Origin of the sequence: Porphyromonas sp. KLE 1280, assembly GCF_000700805.1 — a bacterium.
Classification (GTDB): Bacteria; Bacteroidota; Bacteroidia; order Bacteroidales; family Porphyromonadaceae; genus Porphyromonas; species Porphyromonas pasteri.
On sequence record NZ_KL362963.1, the window covers coordinates 210852 to 226779 of the forward strand.

A 15928-nucleotide genomic window follows, 5' to 3' on the forward strand; every position below is an offset into this window, starting at 1 on the left:
CCTTCACTCACCTTACTACCAGCGCTATCATGAAGCGACACATCCTCTTCCTCCTCGCCCTCCTACTCAGCCTGTCATCCTCCTACGGGCAGAGTATCATCACGGGGCACGTACGCACCCTCCAAGGGGCGCCCGTAGAGTACGCACGCGTGCTGGCCTTAGTGCCGACGGACAGCACGATCTTAGCCTACACCTTCACCGATGCCCTCGGCAGCTACCGCCTAAGCGTCAGCAGCACGCAGCCCCAGCTCCTCATCAGCGTAGCGAGCATGGAGATCGAGCGCATGGACCGCCGCGTGGAGAACGTCAGTCAGACCTGCGACTTCCGAGTCAAGGAGTCACGCACCCTCCTAAGAGAGGTACAGGTGAAGGCTCGTAAGATCTGGGGGAAGAAGGACACGGTCAATTACTCCGTCGGCGCCTTCATCGGGAAGAATGATGTAGTCATCGCCGACGTCCTGCGTAAGCTCCCGAATATAGAGGTCTCGGTGGACGGCTTCATCAAGTACCAAGGGAAACCGATCAATAAGTTCTACATCGAGGGGCTGGATGCCCTGCAAGGGCGCTACGGCATCGCGACGAACAACATATCGGCCAAGGACGTCGCCACCGTGCAGGTCCTCGAGAACCACCAGCCCGTCAAGGCGCTCGAGAAGACCCAGCCCAGCAGCGAGGCCGCCATCAACCTCAAGCTGAAGGACGAAGTCAAGGGCACCTTCAGTATGACGGCACAGCTCGGCCTCGGCTATGACGGCAGGATGAGGCGCAGCGAAGAGCTGATCGGGCTATACTTCGCCAAGCTGCGACAGCACGTCTTGACCGCCAAGAGCAATGATAACGGGGAGGACATACGCCGCGAGCTGCGCTCCTTCACCGCGGACTCTCCCCTACCCAGCCTCACGATGACCTCGCTACAGCAGCCCGACGAGCCCCGCATCTCTCGCCCTCGCTACTATGACAACGACACGCACGCCTTCTCCTCCAACAACCTCTACAAGCTGAAGAATGAAGCGGAGCTGAACGCCAACCTCATCTTCTTCCACGACCGAGAGCGCACACATGGCGCCTCGCAGACGACTTACTTCCTCCCCGAGGGTACGAAGGTCATCAGCGAAGACCTGCGCAATCGCGGTACGATCGACCAGCTCGAGGGCGAGCTACGCTACAACATCAATAAGGAGCAGCTCTACTTCAACAACCTCCTCGAGCTCAAGGCCTCGTGGGAGCAAGAGCATGGCATCGTCTCAGCAGGAGAGGACCTCACACAGCAGATGCGCCAGCGCTACCTCTCAGCGACCAACACCTCACACTGGGTGCGGACGAAGGCAGACGGCAAGGGCGGTGAGATCCTCTGGCGCAATGCCATAGCGACCTCCCCGCACCGCCTAAGCATCCAGCCAGGGCTCTATGCTCCCCGCATCAATAGCGGATCGCCCTATGCCGAGCTCACGCAAGACGTACGGCACCGCACCTTCCTCAGCTTCGCCGAACTCGCCCTGCTCTCCGCATGGCATATCGGGGGGCTACGCATCAGCCCACGGCTCTTCCTCCAAGCCCAGCATCAGGCGCTGGATACCGAGCTGGGAGCGACGAGCCTCACGGGTACCTATCAGCCACTCCCCTCGCGGGATATGCACAACGGGATCAGCTTCACTCGCCTTGGCGCTGGGCTGGGTCATGAGCTGAGCTACAAGTCCGAGGTCTTCAACCTCCACGCCGTACTCCCGCTCTTCTACTACCACACGCTGATGCAGGACGGCTTCCGCCCAAGCGAAAGGCTCTCGGAGGGGAAGCTATACTTCGAGCCGCGGGGCTGGGTGAGCTATAAGTTCGCCTCGGACTTCACACTCCAGCTGAATGGCTCGATAGCCCTCACACAGCCCACCCTCAGCTCGCTCTACGCAGGGTATATCATGCAGAGCTACCGCAGCCTGACACGCCACGAGATGCGTCAGTTCAGCTCGCGCACGGCCAGCACAGGGCTCACCCTCAGCTACAAGGATATCTTCTCGATGCTCTTCCTCAGCGCGGGGGTCAGCTACAGCCACCACCGCAGTGAAGACATCTCTTCGCTGAAGATCGAGCCCCCACTCACCGTCGTAGAGCGCCTTCCCCTGCCGCACTCGGGGCAGAGCTATTCGGCCAATGCACGCTTCAGCAAAGGCTATGACTGGATCTCCCTCTCGGTGTCTGGGGATGCAGCCCTCGGCCAGAGCGAGGGTAAGAGCTACCTCGAAGGCAAGCTCCTCGGCTATACGAGTCAGTGGGCCAGCGCCAGCGGGAGGTGCTCCCTCAAGCCGCTATCATGGCTCACGATGGAGTACAACGTCGCGTGGGGCCTGCACCGCAGTCGCCTCGAGAATAGGAGCTGGCTCACACCGATACAGAGCCTCAGCCACAAGGTCATCTCGCACGTGAATGTCCTGGAGGATGTAGCGATCAAGCTCACCGCCGAGCACTACTACAACGATGCAGTGACTCAAGGGAGGCACTTCACACTCGCGGACCTCGGACTCGCCTACACGTGGCGGAAGGTGCGCCTTACCCTCGACTGGACGAATATCCTCGGTGCGCGTCTCTACAGCTCGGGGACGCTCTCCGACCTCGTCGCCTCGCACAGCTACTACGACATCCGCCCTTCGGCGATCATGCTCAAGGCGCGATTCAAGCTGTTCTGATACGCATAGCAAGACCCTACAGACGTATGAAGGACACCATCTCTATGAAGTCAATAGCGCTCTATGCACTATTACTGAGCCTCGGACTAAGCCTCTCCTCCCGAGCTCAGAGCCCTATCGGCAGTATACACCCCTTCGATATCAGGAAATACACCGTCCTGGACTCAGCGAACTATCGCATTGACTACAAGACGACCTGCCTCCTCGATCCGAAGAAGCACGACAAAGTGACGAACGAGATGTACCTCCTCGTCGGGCGGAAGATCTCGAAGTTCGGACACGTCTGCGTCCTGGACAACCAGCAGGAGCTTATCGCAGCAGAGAGCCAAGAGGCTGGACCTGGTATCGAGGCGCGGGGAATGGGAGGTATGGAGGTCTATAAGTACCTGAGCGGCACCAAGCCCTATAGCGAGCTTACCTTTAGGCTCTTCGTCTACTCCTACCGATATACCTTCATCTACTCTGATGAGCTACACCCCCAGTCATGGACACTCACCGATGAGCGCAAGGACGTACTCGGCTATTCATGTCAGAAGGCTACGGCACGCTTCCGAGGCCGTGACTATACCGCTTGGGTAGCGACGGATATCCCCATCTCTAATGGCCCGTGGCTCTTGGGTGGCGCTCCTGGCCTGATCTTGGAGGCTTACGATGCCAAGAGGGAGTACATCTTCGAGGCAACAAGTGTATCACAGCTCCCCAAGGCCTTGCCCATCGTCAAGTATAAAGACAACTACAAGCGCACAGATCGGAGCAAAGTCCGTGATCTATGTAGGCGCATGCATGCCGATATCGTGCAGACGCTCACGACATCTTTCCCTGGCGCAGGCATCCAAATCAAAAACCCGACCTTCTACTACAACCCCATCGAGCTGGAGTAGCTGATGGGATAACACATCATATCAGACTGCCTTATGCGAAACCTCTTTCTCCTCTTACTCACCTTCGTGAGCATCAGCCCCCTCGGCCTGCTCGCACAGTTCCCTGCTATACCGATGCGCCTGCAAGCAGGGAAGATCCTCGGGAAGTCCGAGTACTTCGTGGACTACACCTACCGCCACAAGACACCTGCCGAGAGTAAAGACTTCCGAGAAGACATCATCCGCGTGGAGCTGGGCAAGGCGCTTGTCAAGTCCTACAGCTACAGACTCTGGCAGGCAGACTCTGCTCTTACTCATGATGCCAATAAATATGGCCCGATGCTGATCCCCGAAGACGGTCTGTCTCCCTTCTGCTACTACCGCGATCTGACCAATGGCACGACGCAGGTCTACTACAGGACGCCTCTCTCAGGCCCCACGCTGAAGTACACCGACACCCCGACGTTCTCATGGACGCTGACGGGTGCGAAGAAGGTCATCTCTGGCTACGAGGCACAGCGTGCCACGTGTCAGTTCCGCGGGAGAAGCTACGAAGCTTGGTTTACTCCCAGCATCCCGATCTCCGCTGGCCCGAACTTCTTTGGCGGCCTCCCTGGGCTGATCCTCGAGCTGCACAGCATGGATGGAACGCATCACTTCGTACTCGACGCCCTATGTCAGCGTAGTGCGGACATCGTGGAGTGGAAGATTCGCTTGGTGAAGTCGGTCAGTCGCGCACAGTTCAGAGACTACTATCAGCGGCTACACAAGCATCCGATTCAGACCTTTGAGGCCAATGGCCAGCGGGTACATCCACGGGATGCGCAGGGGAAGTTCCTGACGGCTGCCGAAACACTCTCTTGGACGATCCCCTTCAATCCCATCGAGCTGGAGTAGCCTCCACCTCACACCAAGCCGACAACCCCACCTCGGGGAGATTTCTTTTTCTCAGCAGAGAAAAGGCACTACGAGCGAACATACCACAACGCACTGTACTACAGCCCCATACCACACACCTGCACAAGGAGGAAAAGTAACCAGTACTGGTCACTCGTCTGACCAGTACTGGTCGCAGCGCGAAGCAGTATGGGTTGATATCAGTTACCAGTACTGGTCACGTCGGCGACCAGTACTGGTTCGCATACCCCCTCCCCTTCTTGTCGTGGAAGCTTTTCGCTATAGCTCTATCTATGATAGACATCGCTTGCGCCACCGCCCTACTACAGGGCGATAAATCAACCTATATAGGTCGGAGGGCTGACCTATATTGGTCCGACGACGAAGCTATATAGGTCGCGATGACGACCTATATAGGTCAACCCGCCGACCAATATAGGTTCATACCCCCCCCATCCGCAAGCCCACATCCTTCCCTCCCATAGCGCCCCCACCATACTCCCCGCCGAAAGGGCTAACTTTGATAGCGAAGAAGTCCCGCCTTTAGGCGCTTTGCGAGCCGACGGCTCGTACGGGAGCGGGAGCGCACCATCTTTCCCTTATCTTTGTTGTAATAGAGGCGACTGTGCCCCACCTCCCTCAGATAAGACACGATGACGCTCGACGAAATACGCAAGATCCTCCCTACGCTCCCCGAAGCCCCCGGCTGCTACAAGTACATCGGCCAGGAGGGCACGATCATCTACGTCGGGAAGGCGAAGAACCTGCGTCGTCGCGTCAGTAGCTACTTCCAGCGCGACGTACCCAGCTCGAAGACCCGCCTTCTGGTGCGCCAGATCCGCGGTATCGAGTACGTCGTCGTGGGCTCCGAAGCTGAGGCCCTTATCCTCGAGAATTCCCTCATCAAGGAGCATCAGCCCCGCTACAACATCCTTCTCAAGGACGACAAGACCTATCCTGAGGTCGTCATCCGCCATGAGCCCTTCCCCCGCGTCCGCGTCGAGCGCCGCCCCGCCCACGATGGCTCGGTGCGCTTCGGCCCGTACCCCAACGTCGGTATGGCACACGCCGCCGTAGCCATGGTGCGCGACCTCTACCCTATCCGCACCTGCGACCTTGACCTCTCCCCGCACAAGATCGCCCAGGGCAAGTACAAGGTCTGCCTCGAGTACCACATGAAGAAGTGCAAGGCGCCCTGTGTCGGCTACCAGACCGCCGAGGACTACGCGCACAACATCCGCGAGATCACGAGCCTCCTGCGTGGGAACCTCCGTGACGTCATCGACCTCTATCGCGAGGAGATGCTTCGCCTCAGCGAGGAGCTTCGCTTCGAGGAAGCGCAGATCTACAAGGAGCGCCTTCAGTACCTCGAGAACTATCAGGTCAAGCACACCGTCGCCCCGCACCACATCCACAACGTCGACGTCTTCAGCTTCGACGAGGACGAAGACGGCGCGACCTACGTGAACTTCATGCACCTCACCCAAGGGATGGTCACGCAGGTCTATACCATCGAGTACCGTAGCCTCATCGAGGGCGAGACGCGCGAAGAGCTCTTCGCCAGCGCCATCACCGAGCTACGCCAGCGCTTCGCCTCACGCGCCAAGGAGTTGATCCTGCCCTTCGACCCCGGGTGGCAGGACGATGCCAGCGTGACGATCACCATCCCCCAGCGTGGCGACAAGAAGAAGCTCCTCGAGCTCTCCGAGCGCAACGTCCGCCAGTACAAGGTCGACAAGTACAAGCGTGCCGAGCGGCTCAACCCCGACCAGCGCCTGATGCAGATCGTCACCGAGCTGAAGGACCTCCTACATCTGGACAAGCTCCCCCTACATATCGAGTGCTTCGACAACTCGAATATCCAAGGCTCCGACCCCGTAGCCGCCTGTGTCGTCTTCAAGCGTGGGCGCCCGTCGAAGAAGGACTACAGGAAGTTCAACATCCGTTCGGTCGAAGGACCCGACGACTACGCCTCCATGCGAGAAGTCGTCACGCGCCGCTACCGCCGCCTGAGCGAAGAGGCAGGAGGCGAAGGTCTCCCCGACCTCATCCTCGCCGATGGAGGTAAGGGGCAGATAGGCGCCATACGCGAAGCCCTCGCTGAGCTGGGCCTCGCCATCCCCGTAGCGGGGCTGGTGAAGGACGATCGCCACCGCACGGCAGGGCTCCTCTTCGGCGCGGACACCCTCGACGAGATCCCCGTGCGCCACCACAGCCCGACCTTCCGTCTCCTCGAGCAGATCCAGGCGGAGGTGCACCGCTTCGCCATCACCTTCCACCGCGACAAACGCAGTAAGAGCCAGCTCTCCTCGCGCCTCGACTACATCAAGGGCATCGGCCCGAAGACGAAGGACGAACTCCTCACGGCCTTCCGCAGCGTGCAAGCCATCGCCTCCGCGAGCCTCGATGACCTCACCGCCGTCATCGGCCCCGCCAAGGCCCGCATCATCTACACCGCCTTCCACCCCGAAGGATAACCCACTCATATCCATGCGCTTCCTCATCCAACGCACCCGCTCCGCAGCCGTCCACATCGACGGAATAGCTGTCGCCGAGAGCCATGGCCTCGGCATGCTCATCCTCATCGGCATCTCCCCCGAAGACACCGCAGAGGACATCGAGCACCTCGTGAAGAAGGCCACACAGCTGCGTATCTTCGACGACGAAGACGGGGTGATGAACCGCAGCATCCTCGACGTCGGCGGAGACATCATCGCCGTATCGCAGTTCACCCTCATGGCCGAGACAAAGAAAGGCAACCGCCCGTCCTACATCCGTGCCGCCCGCCCCGAGGTCGCCAAACCCCTCTACGACGAGGTCGTCCTCGCCCTTGAGGAGCGACTCGGACGCACCATAGGTACGGGTCGCTTCGGCGCCGATATGCAGGTATCTCTAACGAACGACGGCCCCGTGACCATCTGGATCGACAGCAAGGCACGCGAGTAAACAGCGAAGCGCACCGCAGGAAAGCGAAGAAAACAGAGGTGTGTTCCACGTGGAACACTCGTTCTCTCCGCCCACACCACTACACCAAGCCACACACGCCATGACCCAGAGAGAGCGACGTCAAGCAGGACTATATTTCTGCGCCATCGATGCCGAGATCCACGAGGAGCGACTACGAGCACAAGACCTCATCCAGCGATACAATACCCTACACCCCGACCAACACAAAGAAGCCGGCGAGATCACCCACTCGCTCCTCGGTACGATGGGCGAGCGCTGCCACTTCGTACCACCCATCTTCTTCGACTACGGATCGAACGTCCACATCGGAGACTTCAGCTTCGTCAACAGTAACTTCACCGCGCTTGATGCGGGGCGTATCGACATCGGCCGCCACGTCTTCATCGGCCCGAACGTCAGCATCTACACCTCAACCCATCCGCTACTCGCCGAGGAGCGCAACACAGGCTACGAGCAAGGCAAGCCCGTGAAGATCGGTGACAACGTGTGGATCGGCGGCTCGGTAACGATCCTCGGTGGTGTCACCATCGGTGAGGGCGCCGTGATCGGAGCAGGCAGCGTCGTCACACGCAACATTCCCGCAGGCGTCATCGCCATCGGCAATCCTTGCCGCCCTCTTCGCGAGATCACCGATGCCGATCGCGTACTCCACGACATCGAGCCCTAAGCATATATAATACGTACGCGCACGAAGCGCGAGAGGACATCGGGTGCAGTTCCACGTGGAAACACACCCGATGTTTTCTTTCGCAAAGCGTGGGTGACCGCACGCCCCACGCAAGAAACCCGTATCTTTGCAGCCGAAGAAACCCAACTAAGAAAGGATGCTCAGCGAAGACTTGCTCTACGAAAAGGAAGATGAGATCTACGACAAGGTAGACACACCCCTCTTTCACCTCATCGGCGAAGCCGCGGACGAACTCGGTGTAGACGCCTACATCGTCGGGGGCTATGTGCGAGACCTCCTCCTCTACCGCCCCTCGAAGGATATCGACGTCGTCTCCATCGGGCGCGGCATCGACCTGGCGCAGGCGGTAGCGGGGCGCCTCGGGCGTGGTGCACACATATCAGTCTTCGCTCGCTTCGGCACGGCACAGGTCAAGCAGGGCGACCTGGAGATCGAGTTCGTAGGCGCTCGTCGCGAGAGCTACACACCCGACAGTCGTAAGCCCTTCGTCGAGGACGGCACGCTGGAGGAAGATCAGGAGCGCCGTGACTTCACGGTCAATGCTCTGGCCATCTGCCTGAATGCCGACCGCTTCGGTCAGCTCGTCGACCCCTTCGACGGCCTGCACGATATGGAGGCGCTCACCCTGCGCACGCCACTCGATCCCGACATCACCTTCAGCGATGACCCGCTGCGTATGATGCGTGCCATACGCTTCGCCTCGCAGCTCGGCTTCTTCATCGACCCCGACACCTTCGCTGCTATCGGGCGAAATGCAGGACGCATCGAGATCATCTCCGCCGAGCGCATCGCCACGGAGTTCAATAAGATCCTCCTCTCCCCTCGCCCATCCATCGGCCTCGAGCTCTTCGAGAAGACCGGTCTGATGAAGCTCGTCTTCCCCGAGCTCCTCGAGCTCAAGGGCGCCGAGACGCGTGACGGCATCGGCCACAAGGATAACCTCACCCACACCTACAAGGTCGTGGACAATATGGCCAAGGCACTCTCCACCGCCCGCCCTGGGCACGAGATGAATCTCTGGCTCCTCTGGGCAGCACTCCTACACGACATCGGGAAGCCCCGCACCAAGCGCTTTGACCAGCGCCTCGGCTGGACCTTCCACAACCACAACTTCATCGGTATGAAGATGGTGTCGAAGATCTTCCGCCGCCTCCGCCTTCCGCTTGATCACAAGATGCACTACGTGGAGAAGCTCGTCGACCTGCACATGCGCCCCGCCACCCTCGTCGATGAGGGCGTGACGGACTCCGCTGTGCGCCGTCTGCTCTTCGAGGCGGGAGACGATATCGACGACCTCATGCTCCTCGTCGAAGCCGACATCACGAGCAAGAACCCCCAGCGCGTACGCAAGTACCTCGACAACTATAAGGTCGTTCGTCAGAAGCTCGTCGACATCGAGGAGAAGGATCGCATCCGCAACTTCCAGCCGCCCATCTCGGGGCAGCTCATCATGGACACCTTCGCCCTCACGCCTTGCCGCGAGGTCGGGCTCATCAAGGATGCTATCAAGGACGCTATCCTCGACGGCACGATCCCCAATGAATACGAGCCCGCCTACGAATTTATGCTCCGCGAAGCAGCCGCCCTCGGGCTCACCCCTGCGAAGAAATAGGCGCTCCCCTACCCCACCTCACAGAGATACCACTGCCCGTTACTTTATGATCTTGTCGTAAAGTAAGGGGCAGTGGTTTATTATCAGTACCTTTGCAGCGTTTAAAAAAATGATAGTCGACCGACTGTCTCGATTGCTTAGAAGAAGGAATATATTTATGATCGTAACAAAGCGCGCCAACGATCCCGTCTGGACGAACATCTATGCTTATGCCCAGCTGCCCGCTGAGCTGCGTAGACTCGACGAGATCGCGCACAACCTCTGGTGGGTATGGACCCCCAAGGCACAGAATCTCTTCCGCCGCATCTCTCCCGAACTCTGGGAGTCGACCGAAGGCAATCCTATCACGCTCACTCGCCTGCTCTCCGCTGAGGAGATGGCAGCCCTCGTCGCTGACAAGGACTTCATGGCGCAGCTGGACGAAGTCTATGCCGACTTCCAGGCCTATATGAACGAGCCTGCAGATGCAGTACGCCCCTCCGTGGCCTACTTCAGCATGGAGTACGGTCTGACGAATATCCTCAAGATCTATTCCGGCGGTCTTGGCGTCCTCGCTGGTGACTACCTCAAGGAGGCCAGCGACAGCAACGTCCGCCTCACCGCCGTCGGCTTCCTCTATCGCTACGGCTACTTCACCCAGAGCCTCAGCCCCGAAGGCCAGCAGCAGGCGAACTACGAAGCTCAGGACTTCACTCAGCTTCCCATTGAGCAGATCTTCGAAGAGGATGGACAGACGCCCCTCATCCTCGAGGTGCCCTATGCTGGTCACACTGTATACAGCCACATCTGGAAGGTCAACGTCGGCCGTATCAGTCTCTACCTCCTCGACACCGACATCCCACAGAATAGCGAATGGGATCGCCCCATCACGCACCAGCTCTATGGCGGTGACTGGGAGAACCGCATGAAGCAGGAGTACCTCCTCGGTATCGGTGGTGTGCTCCTCCTCAACCGCCTCGGCATCTCGAAGGACGTCTACCACATGAACGAAGGTCACGCAGCCTTCATGAGCGTACAGCGCCTCCTGGACTACGTCGAGGGTGAAGGTCTTCCCTTCGACGAAGCTCTTGAGCTCGTCCGCGCCTCCTCGATCTACACCTGCCACACGCCCGTCCCCGCTGGTCACGACTACTTCGACGAGGAGCTCCTCGGCAAGTACCTCGGCCACATCCCTGGGCGTCTCGGCATCTCTTGGCACGACTTCATCAGCCTCGGTCGTGAGAATCCCGAGAGCAACGAGAAGTTCTCTATGAGCGTCTTCGCACTGAATACCTGTCAGGAAGCCAACGGTGTGAGCCTGCTGCACGGCCGCGTCTCGCAGGAGATGTTCGCCCCCGTATGGAAGGGCTTCTTCCCCGAAGAGCTGCACGTCGGCTACGTCACCAACGGCGTCCATCTGCCTACGTGGGCCTCCGCCGAGTGGCAGGAGCTCTACACGAAGCACTTCGGCAAGGACTTCCTCAAGAAGCAGACCGAGGAAGCTACCTGGGCGAAGATCCAGCAGCTCCCCAACGAGACCATCTGGGAGACGCACCAGACTATCAAGCTCCGTCTCATCGAGCATATCCGCACCTTCTACGGCGAGAAGTGGATCCGCAACAGCGGCAACCCCGAGACGACGGTATCCGTCCTCGAAGGTATCAACCCCAACGCTCTGATCATCGGCTTCGGTCGTCGCTTCGCTACCTACAAGCGTGCGCACCTCCTCTTCACCGACCTCGAGCGTCTGGAGCGTATCGTCAATAACCCCAAGTACCCCGTACAGTTCCTCTTCACAGGTAAGGCACACCCTGCCGATGGTGGTGGTCAGGGCCTCATCAAGCACATCCTCGAGATCAGCCGCCTGCCCCAGTTCCTCGGGAAGATCATCTTCCTCGAGAACTACGATATGCGCCTTGCCAGCAAGCTCATCGCTGGCGTAGATATCTGGATGAATACCCCTACTCGTCCTCTCGAAGCCTCGGGGACCTCGGGCGAAAAGGCCGAGATGAATGGTGTCCTCAATCTCTCCGTCCTCGACGGATGGTGGTACGAAGGCTACCGCAAGGGTGCTGGTTGGGCGCTCACCGACAAGCGCACCTTTGCTGATCAGTCGCTGCAGGACAAGCTCGACGCCACGACGATCTACGACCTTCTCGAGAAGGAGATCGTACCCCTCTACTTCCAGCGCGACGGCAAGCCCTACTCCGATGGTTGGGTACAGACGATGAAGAACTCGATGAACTTCATCGCTCCTCACTACACTATGCGCCGCATGATGGACGATTACTACGAGCGCTTCTACACGAAGCTTGCCGAGCGCTCAGCTCGCCTGCACGCTGACTCGAACCGTATCGCCCGCGAACTCACCGAGTGGAAGCGCGCTACCGCCGAGGCTTGGGATAGCATGCAGGTCGTCTCTGTCGACGGGTCCGAGAGCGCAGCATACATGTCCAACGAGCGCCACACAGGCGACGAAGAGACGGTACGCCTTGTCCTCGACAAGGGTGCACTCACCTCGGATCTCGAGGTCGAGCTCGTCGACGCACGCGAAGACGCTCAGGGTAGCCTCCGCTTCGTAGCGAAGACTGCCCTGACACTCGTCGAGCGCAATGGCTCACGTGAGGTCTACGAGCTCCGCTTCAAGCAGGCTCGTCCTGGGCACTACAAGCGCGCTCTGCGTATCCTGCCTTCGCACCCCGAGCTCCCACATCGTATGGACTTCGCACTCGTGCGCTGGGTAGCCCTTCAGTAAGGGTCTCCCCTACCCCATCACTTTATACAGCACGTCCCGGCAGTCATCTGACTGTCGGGACGTGTCGTATATATGCGGCTCTTGTAGCTCACTACGCCCCGCACATCTACGGGGAGCAAGCTACCCCTTCTTGAGGGACAATCCCCACCCAATACAAGTACTCCCCTACCCCAGCGGTGCGCTTCTTGCGAAGCAGCGGGAGATAAGCTCCGTCCACGTCGGTAGTCTTATCGTCCACGTGCGTGGATCTTTGGACTTAGGCACGTAGATGACAGGACTACGCACATAGCCGACCAAATAGCACTAAAGGTGCTGCCCTTTCTTTCCGCCCCACCGTACTTTTGCCTCAGGAAGAGCAGAGAGCTTCTCCTATCAGTAAGACAAGTAATCCAATACACGACACGACGATGGCAAAGTACACAATGAGGCAAGTTCCTCAAGGCCTTGGGAAGCATCCCAGCCAGCACCCTCGCCTGATCAGCGAAGGACGACTCAGCACCGAGGATCTCTCCGAGCGTATGGCCGAGGGCTGTACCTTCTCACGCGCCGAAATTGAAGGCGTACTCCAGCTCCTCGGCGAAGAGCTCGCTAAGAGGCTTGCAGAGGGCTATATCGTACATATCAATGGCGTAGGGATCTTCCGCCCCAAGCTCGGCTACCGCAAGGAGGTGTCTCCCCCCGAAGGCGAAGAGACCGCGACGCGCAATGCCGCCAGCCTGGAGCTCGCCGATGTGCGCTTCCATGCTGACTGCAGGCTCGTGCAACGCACCCGTAGGGCCTGCAGGCTCCAGCGCGCTCCACATCGCAGCTACACACGCCCTCAAGAGGGACGTGAGCGGCGCCTTAGCCAGCTCCTCAGCTATCTACGCACCCACCACGTCCTCGCACGTAGCGAATACGTGAAGCTCACGGGGCTCTCCCCGACGGCCGCCTCTTCAGAGCTAAAAACCTTTGTCACAGCAGGTCATATCGCACGAAAGGGCATCGCTTCGCACTCGACCTATCGCCTACCCGACTCTTCAGAAAACGAGTAACTTTACCCCCGAGAAAGGACATCATCTCCCAGTGTAAACTCACATAAATACAGGATTTTTAACATGCGTAACCACCTCTATTTCATCCTATTCCTCCTGTTTGGCGCGGGCTCCATTGCTGCCCAAGAGCCCATCGCCACCATCAATGGACACACCTTCCATCTCGGCGATAGCCTCACCATCGGCCTGCCGTATGAGCCGGGCGAAGGGTACCAAACTATGGCTTGGAGTAAGGGGGATATGAAGATCCCCGCCTTCGCAAAAGGCAAGCTCCAGAAGCGCATCATCCCAGCAGAGAAGGACTTCTTCGGAGATCCCATCGGTCAACCACAGATCATATATTTCCTAAGCCTGCCACAATTCCCAAAGGATAGCCTCATAGTTTATCCCGAGCATGCCATACAAAAGGGGGAAATTATAACGGCCCCCATAGAGCACAAGACACTCTATCCTGAAGCTGTAGAGCTACTCCAAGAGGACTATATACCCGCACTTATCAAGGCTGGTTGCCTAACCTACACGGATCAAGCCATCAAGGTATACGCCGAATATATGGGAAGCACAGAGCAGCTGGCGGATGCGACAAGCAACCCCTTCGAGTATCAGAGACAGCGAGCAACCTTACTGGAGAAGCTGAAAGCAGCCGTCGAGAAGTTTGATCTGAACCGAGTCTATTATGTGCGACATAAGCTCCATACCAAGGGATATGACTTCACTCGCTCAGGATATCCTTGGGATGATCGGCTGGGATATGCACTACCCTTCCTCTCCACAAAGGGAGATCTCCCAATCACCCCCTTCCTCACATATAAGAAGAAAGTTCCCTTCATCAGTGTCCCCGCGGACCGCGCAGAGAGCTTTGAGAAGCACAAGAATACACTGGGATTGGATCTGCAGACCTTCTATATAAGGGCATATATTCGTATAGCCCCTGGGCAGAAGTACGAAGAAGATGGTAGCCGTCTCTATAAGATGGAGGTAGATTACCTTGGCCTCGATGCCTACGAATTCCCCCACTGCGCCTACTACCACATAGGCTCAGGTAAGGCGGAGTAAGCGTACCATCATCCCCGTAAAAGCTATAGCCCCGAGACTTGTTCTCCTCGCGATTGGAAGAAGTAAATAAAGGGCTTATCGTATCTTTGCAATAGAATAAGCAGATGTACTCAGCCGAAAGAAACAAAGACTATGCTCCTCAACTTTGCAGTAACCAACTATAGATCCATCAAAGAGCGTCAGGTATTCAGTATGCTGGCTGTAGATAGCCTCCCCCACGAAGAATCCCTGATTCACAGCAAAGACGGTATCTCCATCCTTCCTGTGGCTCTCATCTTTGGAGCCAATGCCAGCGGAAAGAGCAATATCCTTCGAGCCTTTGGTACGATGCGACAGATGGTACTTAATTCTGTTCGTCTCAACCCAGACGATACTCTGGATGAGTATGAGCCATTCCTCTTAGATGAGGAATCTCGGAATAATGATACGGAGTTCGAGGCTGAATTCATTGTTGATACTGGATATAACGTGGAGCTACACTATCGCTATGGCTTCTCGTTCTCTGGTAAGCTCATCTCCGAAGAGTGGCTTTACCGGCAAAAGGAGGATACCAACGAAATTGAACTCTTTGTCAGAACTGGAGGGAAGATACAAATTAACGAAAAGGAATTTCCTGAAGGAAAAGGAAAGGAGGACACACTAAATAATAACCGACTCTTCCTCTCACTCATAGCACAGCTGAATGGGGTACAATCGAAAGAGATTATCTTTTGGTTCAATAGAAGTACCTTTGCCACAGCTTTGAAGACAAAGCAATATCTAACATTAACATCCAACCTTTTTAAGGAAAAGGGAGATACGGTAGAGGACGAGGTAGATAAGTATGTGCAGATGGCACTAACGTTCCTTTCCGATATAGACACACGAATCAAGGATCTATCTATAACGGAGGAACCCGATGAATTCCCCGAATATCTCAGAAGTATATTTAATACAGCATCCCTAAAAATCGAATCTACACATAACAGGTACAATAAGGATGGAGACATTGTAGGGAAAGAGGTCTTCAGTATAGAGCACAACGAATCTGAAGGAACACAGAAGATTACAGAGCTTCTAGGTCTTATCTTTATAACTCTATCAAGCGGTAGACTCCTTGTGATTGATGAGCTAGATGCCAAGCTCCATCCTCTGCTAACAAGAGCTATTATCCAGCTCTTCACTTGTCCTAAGATCAATCAGCATGGAGCTCAATTGGTCTTCACTACACACGATACCAACCAGCTCCATTTAGACTACGTACGTCGAGACGAGATCTGGTTTACCGAGAAGAGCCCCGTTGAAGCTACCGAATTGTACTCCCACATCGAATTCAAAGACTTTGATCCATCTATGGACATCACAGAGCAGTATGTGAATGGACGCTACGGAGCAATACCCCGTATAAAAGTGCAGCGATAAG

The 15928-nt window shown here is 57.3% G+C and carries 11 protein-coding genes; all 11 read left to right on the plus strand.

The features are described from left to right. Positions 1 to 29 precede the first annotated feature (29 nt). Entirely contained in the window at positions 30 to 2678 is a 2649-nt protein-coding gene (locus HMPREF1121_RS04575; RefSeq protein WP_052353597.1) for a carboxypeptidase-like regulatory domain-containing protein, read from the plus strand. A gap of 26 nt (positions 2679 to 2704) precedes the next feature. Continuing rightward, positions 2705 to 3559, plus strand: coding sequence for a GLPGLI family protein (locus tag HMPREF1121_RS08660; RefSeq protein WP_052353598.1), 855 nt, complete (start codon positions 2705 to 2707; stop codon positions 3557 to 3559). Positions 3560 to 3592: 33 nt separating this feature from the next. Further along, on the plus strand, positions 3593 to 4435 hold the full coding sequence (locus HMPREF1121_RS04585) for a GLPGLI family protein (protein ID WP_044114968.1): 843 nt from the start codon (positions 3593 to 3595) through the stop codon (positions 4433 to 4435). Between the two features lie 653 nt (positions 4436 to 5088). Further along, the gene (gene uvrC / locus HMPREF1121_RS04590; RefSeq protein ID WP_044114970.1) at positions 5089 to 6912 is read left to right on the plus strand and encodes an excinuclease ABC subunit UvrC; all 1824 of its coding nucleotides are present in this window, start codon (positions 5089 to 5091) and stop codon (positions 6910 to 6912) included. Between the two features lie 13 nt (positions 6913 to 6925). Beyond that, a complete protein-coding gene (gene dtd, locus HMPREF1121_RS04595; protein ID WP_044114972.1) occupies positions 6926 to 7381 on the plus strand; it encodes a D-aminoacyl-tRNA deacylase in 456 nt (151 codons plus the stop codon). 100 nt (positions 7382 to 7481) lie between these two features. Continuing rightward, on the plus strand, positions 7482 to 8069 hold the full coding sequence (locus HMPREF1121_RS04600) for a sugar O-acetyltransferase (RefSeq protein ID WP_044114973.1): 588 nt from the start codon (positions 7482 to 7484) through the stop codon (positions 8067 to 8069). A 157-nt stretch (positions 8070 to 8226) separates the two neighbouring features. Further along, positions 8227 to 9702, plus strand: coding sequence for a CCA tRNA nucleotidyltransferase (locus HMPREF1121_RS04605; protein WP_044114975.1), 1476 nt, complete (start codon positions 8227 to 8229; stop codon positions 9700 to 9702). Between the two features lie 157 nt (positions 9703 to 9859). Beyond that, positions 9860 to 12436 carry an alpha-glucan family phosphorylase gene (glgP, locus tag HMPREF1121_RS04610; RefSeq protein WP_044114976.1) on the plus strand — a complete coding sequence of 859 codons (2577 nt, stop codon included), beginning with the start codon at positions 9860 to 9862 and terminating at the stop codon, positions 12434 to 12436. A 407-nt stretch (positions 12437 to 12843) separates the two neighbouring features. After that, the gene (locus HMPREF1121_RS04615) at positions 12844 to 13470 is read left to right on the plus strand and encodes an HU family DNA-binding protein (RefSeq protein ID WP_044114977.1); all 627 of its coding nucleotides are present in this window, start codon (positions 12844 to 12846) and stop codon (positions 13468 to 13470) included. Positions 13471 to 13533: 63 nt separating this feature from the next. Beyond that, a complete protein-coding gene (locus HMPREF1121_RS04620; RefSeq protein WP_044114978.1) occupies positions 13534 to 14526 on the plus strand; it encodes a DUF4852 domain-containing protein in 993 nt (330 codons plus the stop codon). 132 nt (positions 14527 to 14658) lie between these two features. Then, the gene (locus HMPREF1121_RS04625) at positions 14659 to 15927 is read left to right on the plus strand and encodes an AAA family ATPase (protein WP_044114979.1); all 1269 of its coding nucleotides are present in this window, start codon (positions 14659 to 14661) and stop codon (positions 15925 to 15927) included. Position 15928 lies beyond the last annotated feature (1 nt).

Bases quoted from the DNA above. Each gene is read 5' to 3' on its own strand.
- glgP (WP_044114976.1), top strand. From the start codon at position 9,860: ATGATCGTAACAAAGCGCGCCAACGATCCCGTCTGGACGAACATCTAT.
- HMPREF1121_RS08660 (WP_052353598.1), top strand. From the start codon at position 2,705: ATGAAGGACACCATCTCTATGAAGTCAATAGCGCTCTATGCACTATTA.
- HMPREF1121_RS04625 (WP_044114979.1), top strand. From the start codon at position 14,659: ATGCTCCTCAACTTTGCAGTAACCAACTATAGATCCATCAAAGAGCGT.
- HMPREF1121_RS04600 (WP_044114973.1), top strand. From the start codon at position 7,482: ATGACCCAGAGAGAGCGACGTCAAGCAGGACTATATTTCTGCGCCATC.
- HMPREF1121_RS04575 (WP_052353597.1), top strand. From the start codon at position 30: ATGAAGCGACACATCCTCTTCCTCCTCGCCCTCCTACTCAGCCTGTCA.
- HMPREF1121_RS04620 (WP_044114978.1), top strand. From the start codon at position 13,534: ATGCGTAACCACCTCTATTTCATCCTATTCCTCCTGTTTGGCGCGGGC.
- HMPREF1121_RS04585 (WP_044114968.1), top strand. From the start codon at position 3,593: ATGCGAAACCTCTTTCTCCTCTTACTCACCTTCGTGAGCATCAGCCCC.
- HMPREF1121_RS04615 (WP_044114977.1), top strand. From the start codon at position 12,844: ATGGCAAAGTACACAATGAGGCAAGTTCCTCAAGGCCTTGGGAAGCAT.
- uvrC (WP_044114970.1), top strand. From the start codon at position 5,089: ATGACGCTCGACGAAATACGCAAGATCCTCCCTACGCTCCCCGAAGCC.
- HMPREF1121_RS04605 (WP_044114975.1), top strand. From the start codon at position 8,227: ATGCTCAGCGAAGACTTGCTCTACGAAAAGGAAGATGAGATCTACGAC.
- dtd (WP_044114972.1), top strand. From the start codon at position 6,926: ATGCGCTTCCTCATCCAACGCACCCGCTCCGCAGCCGTCCACATCGAC.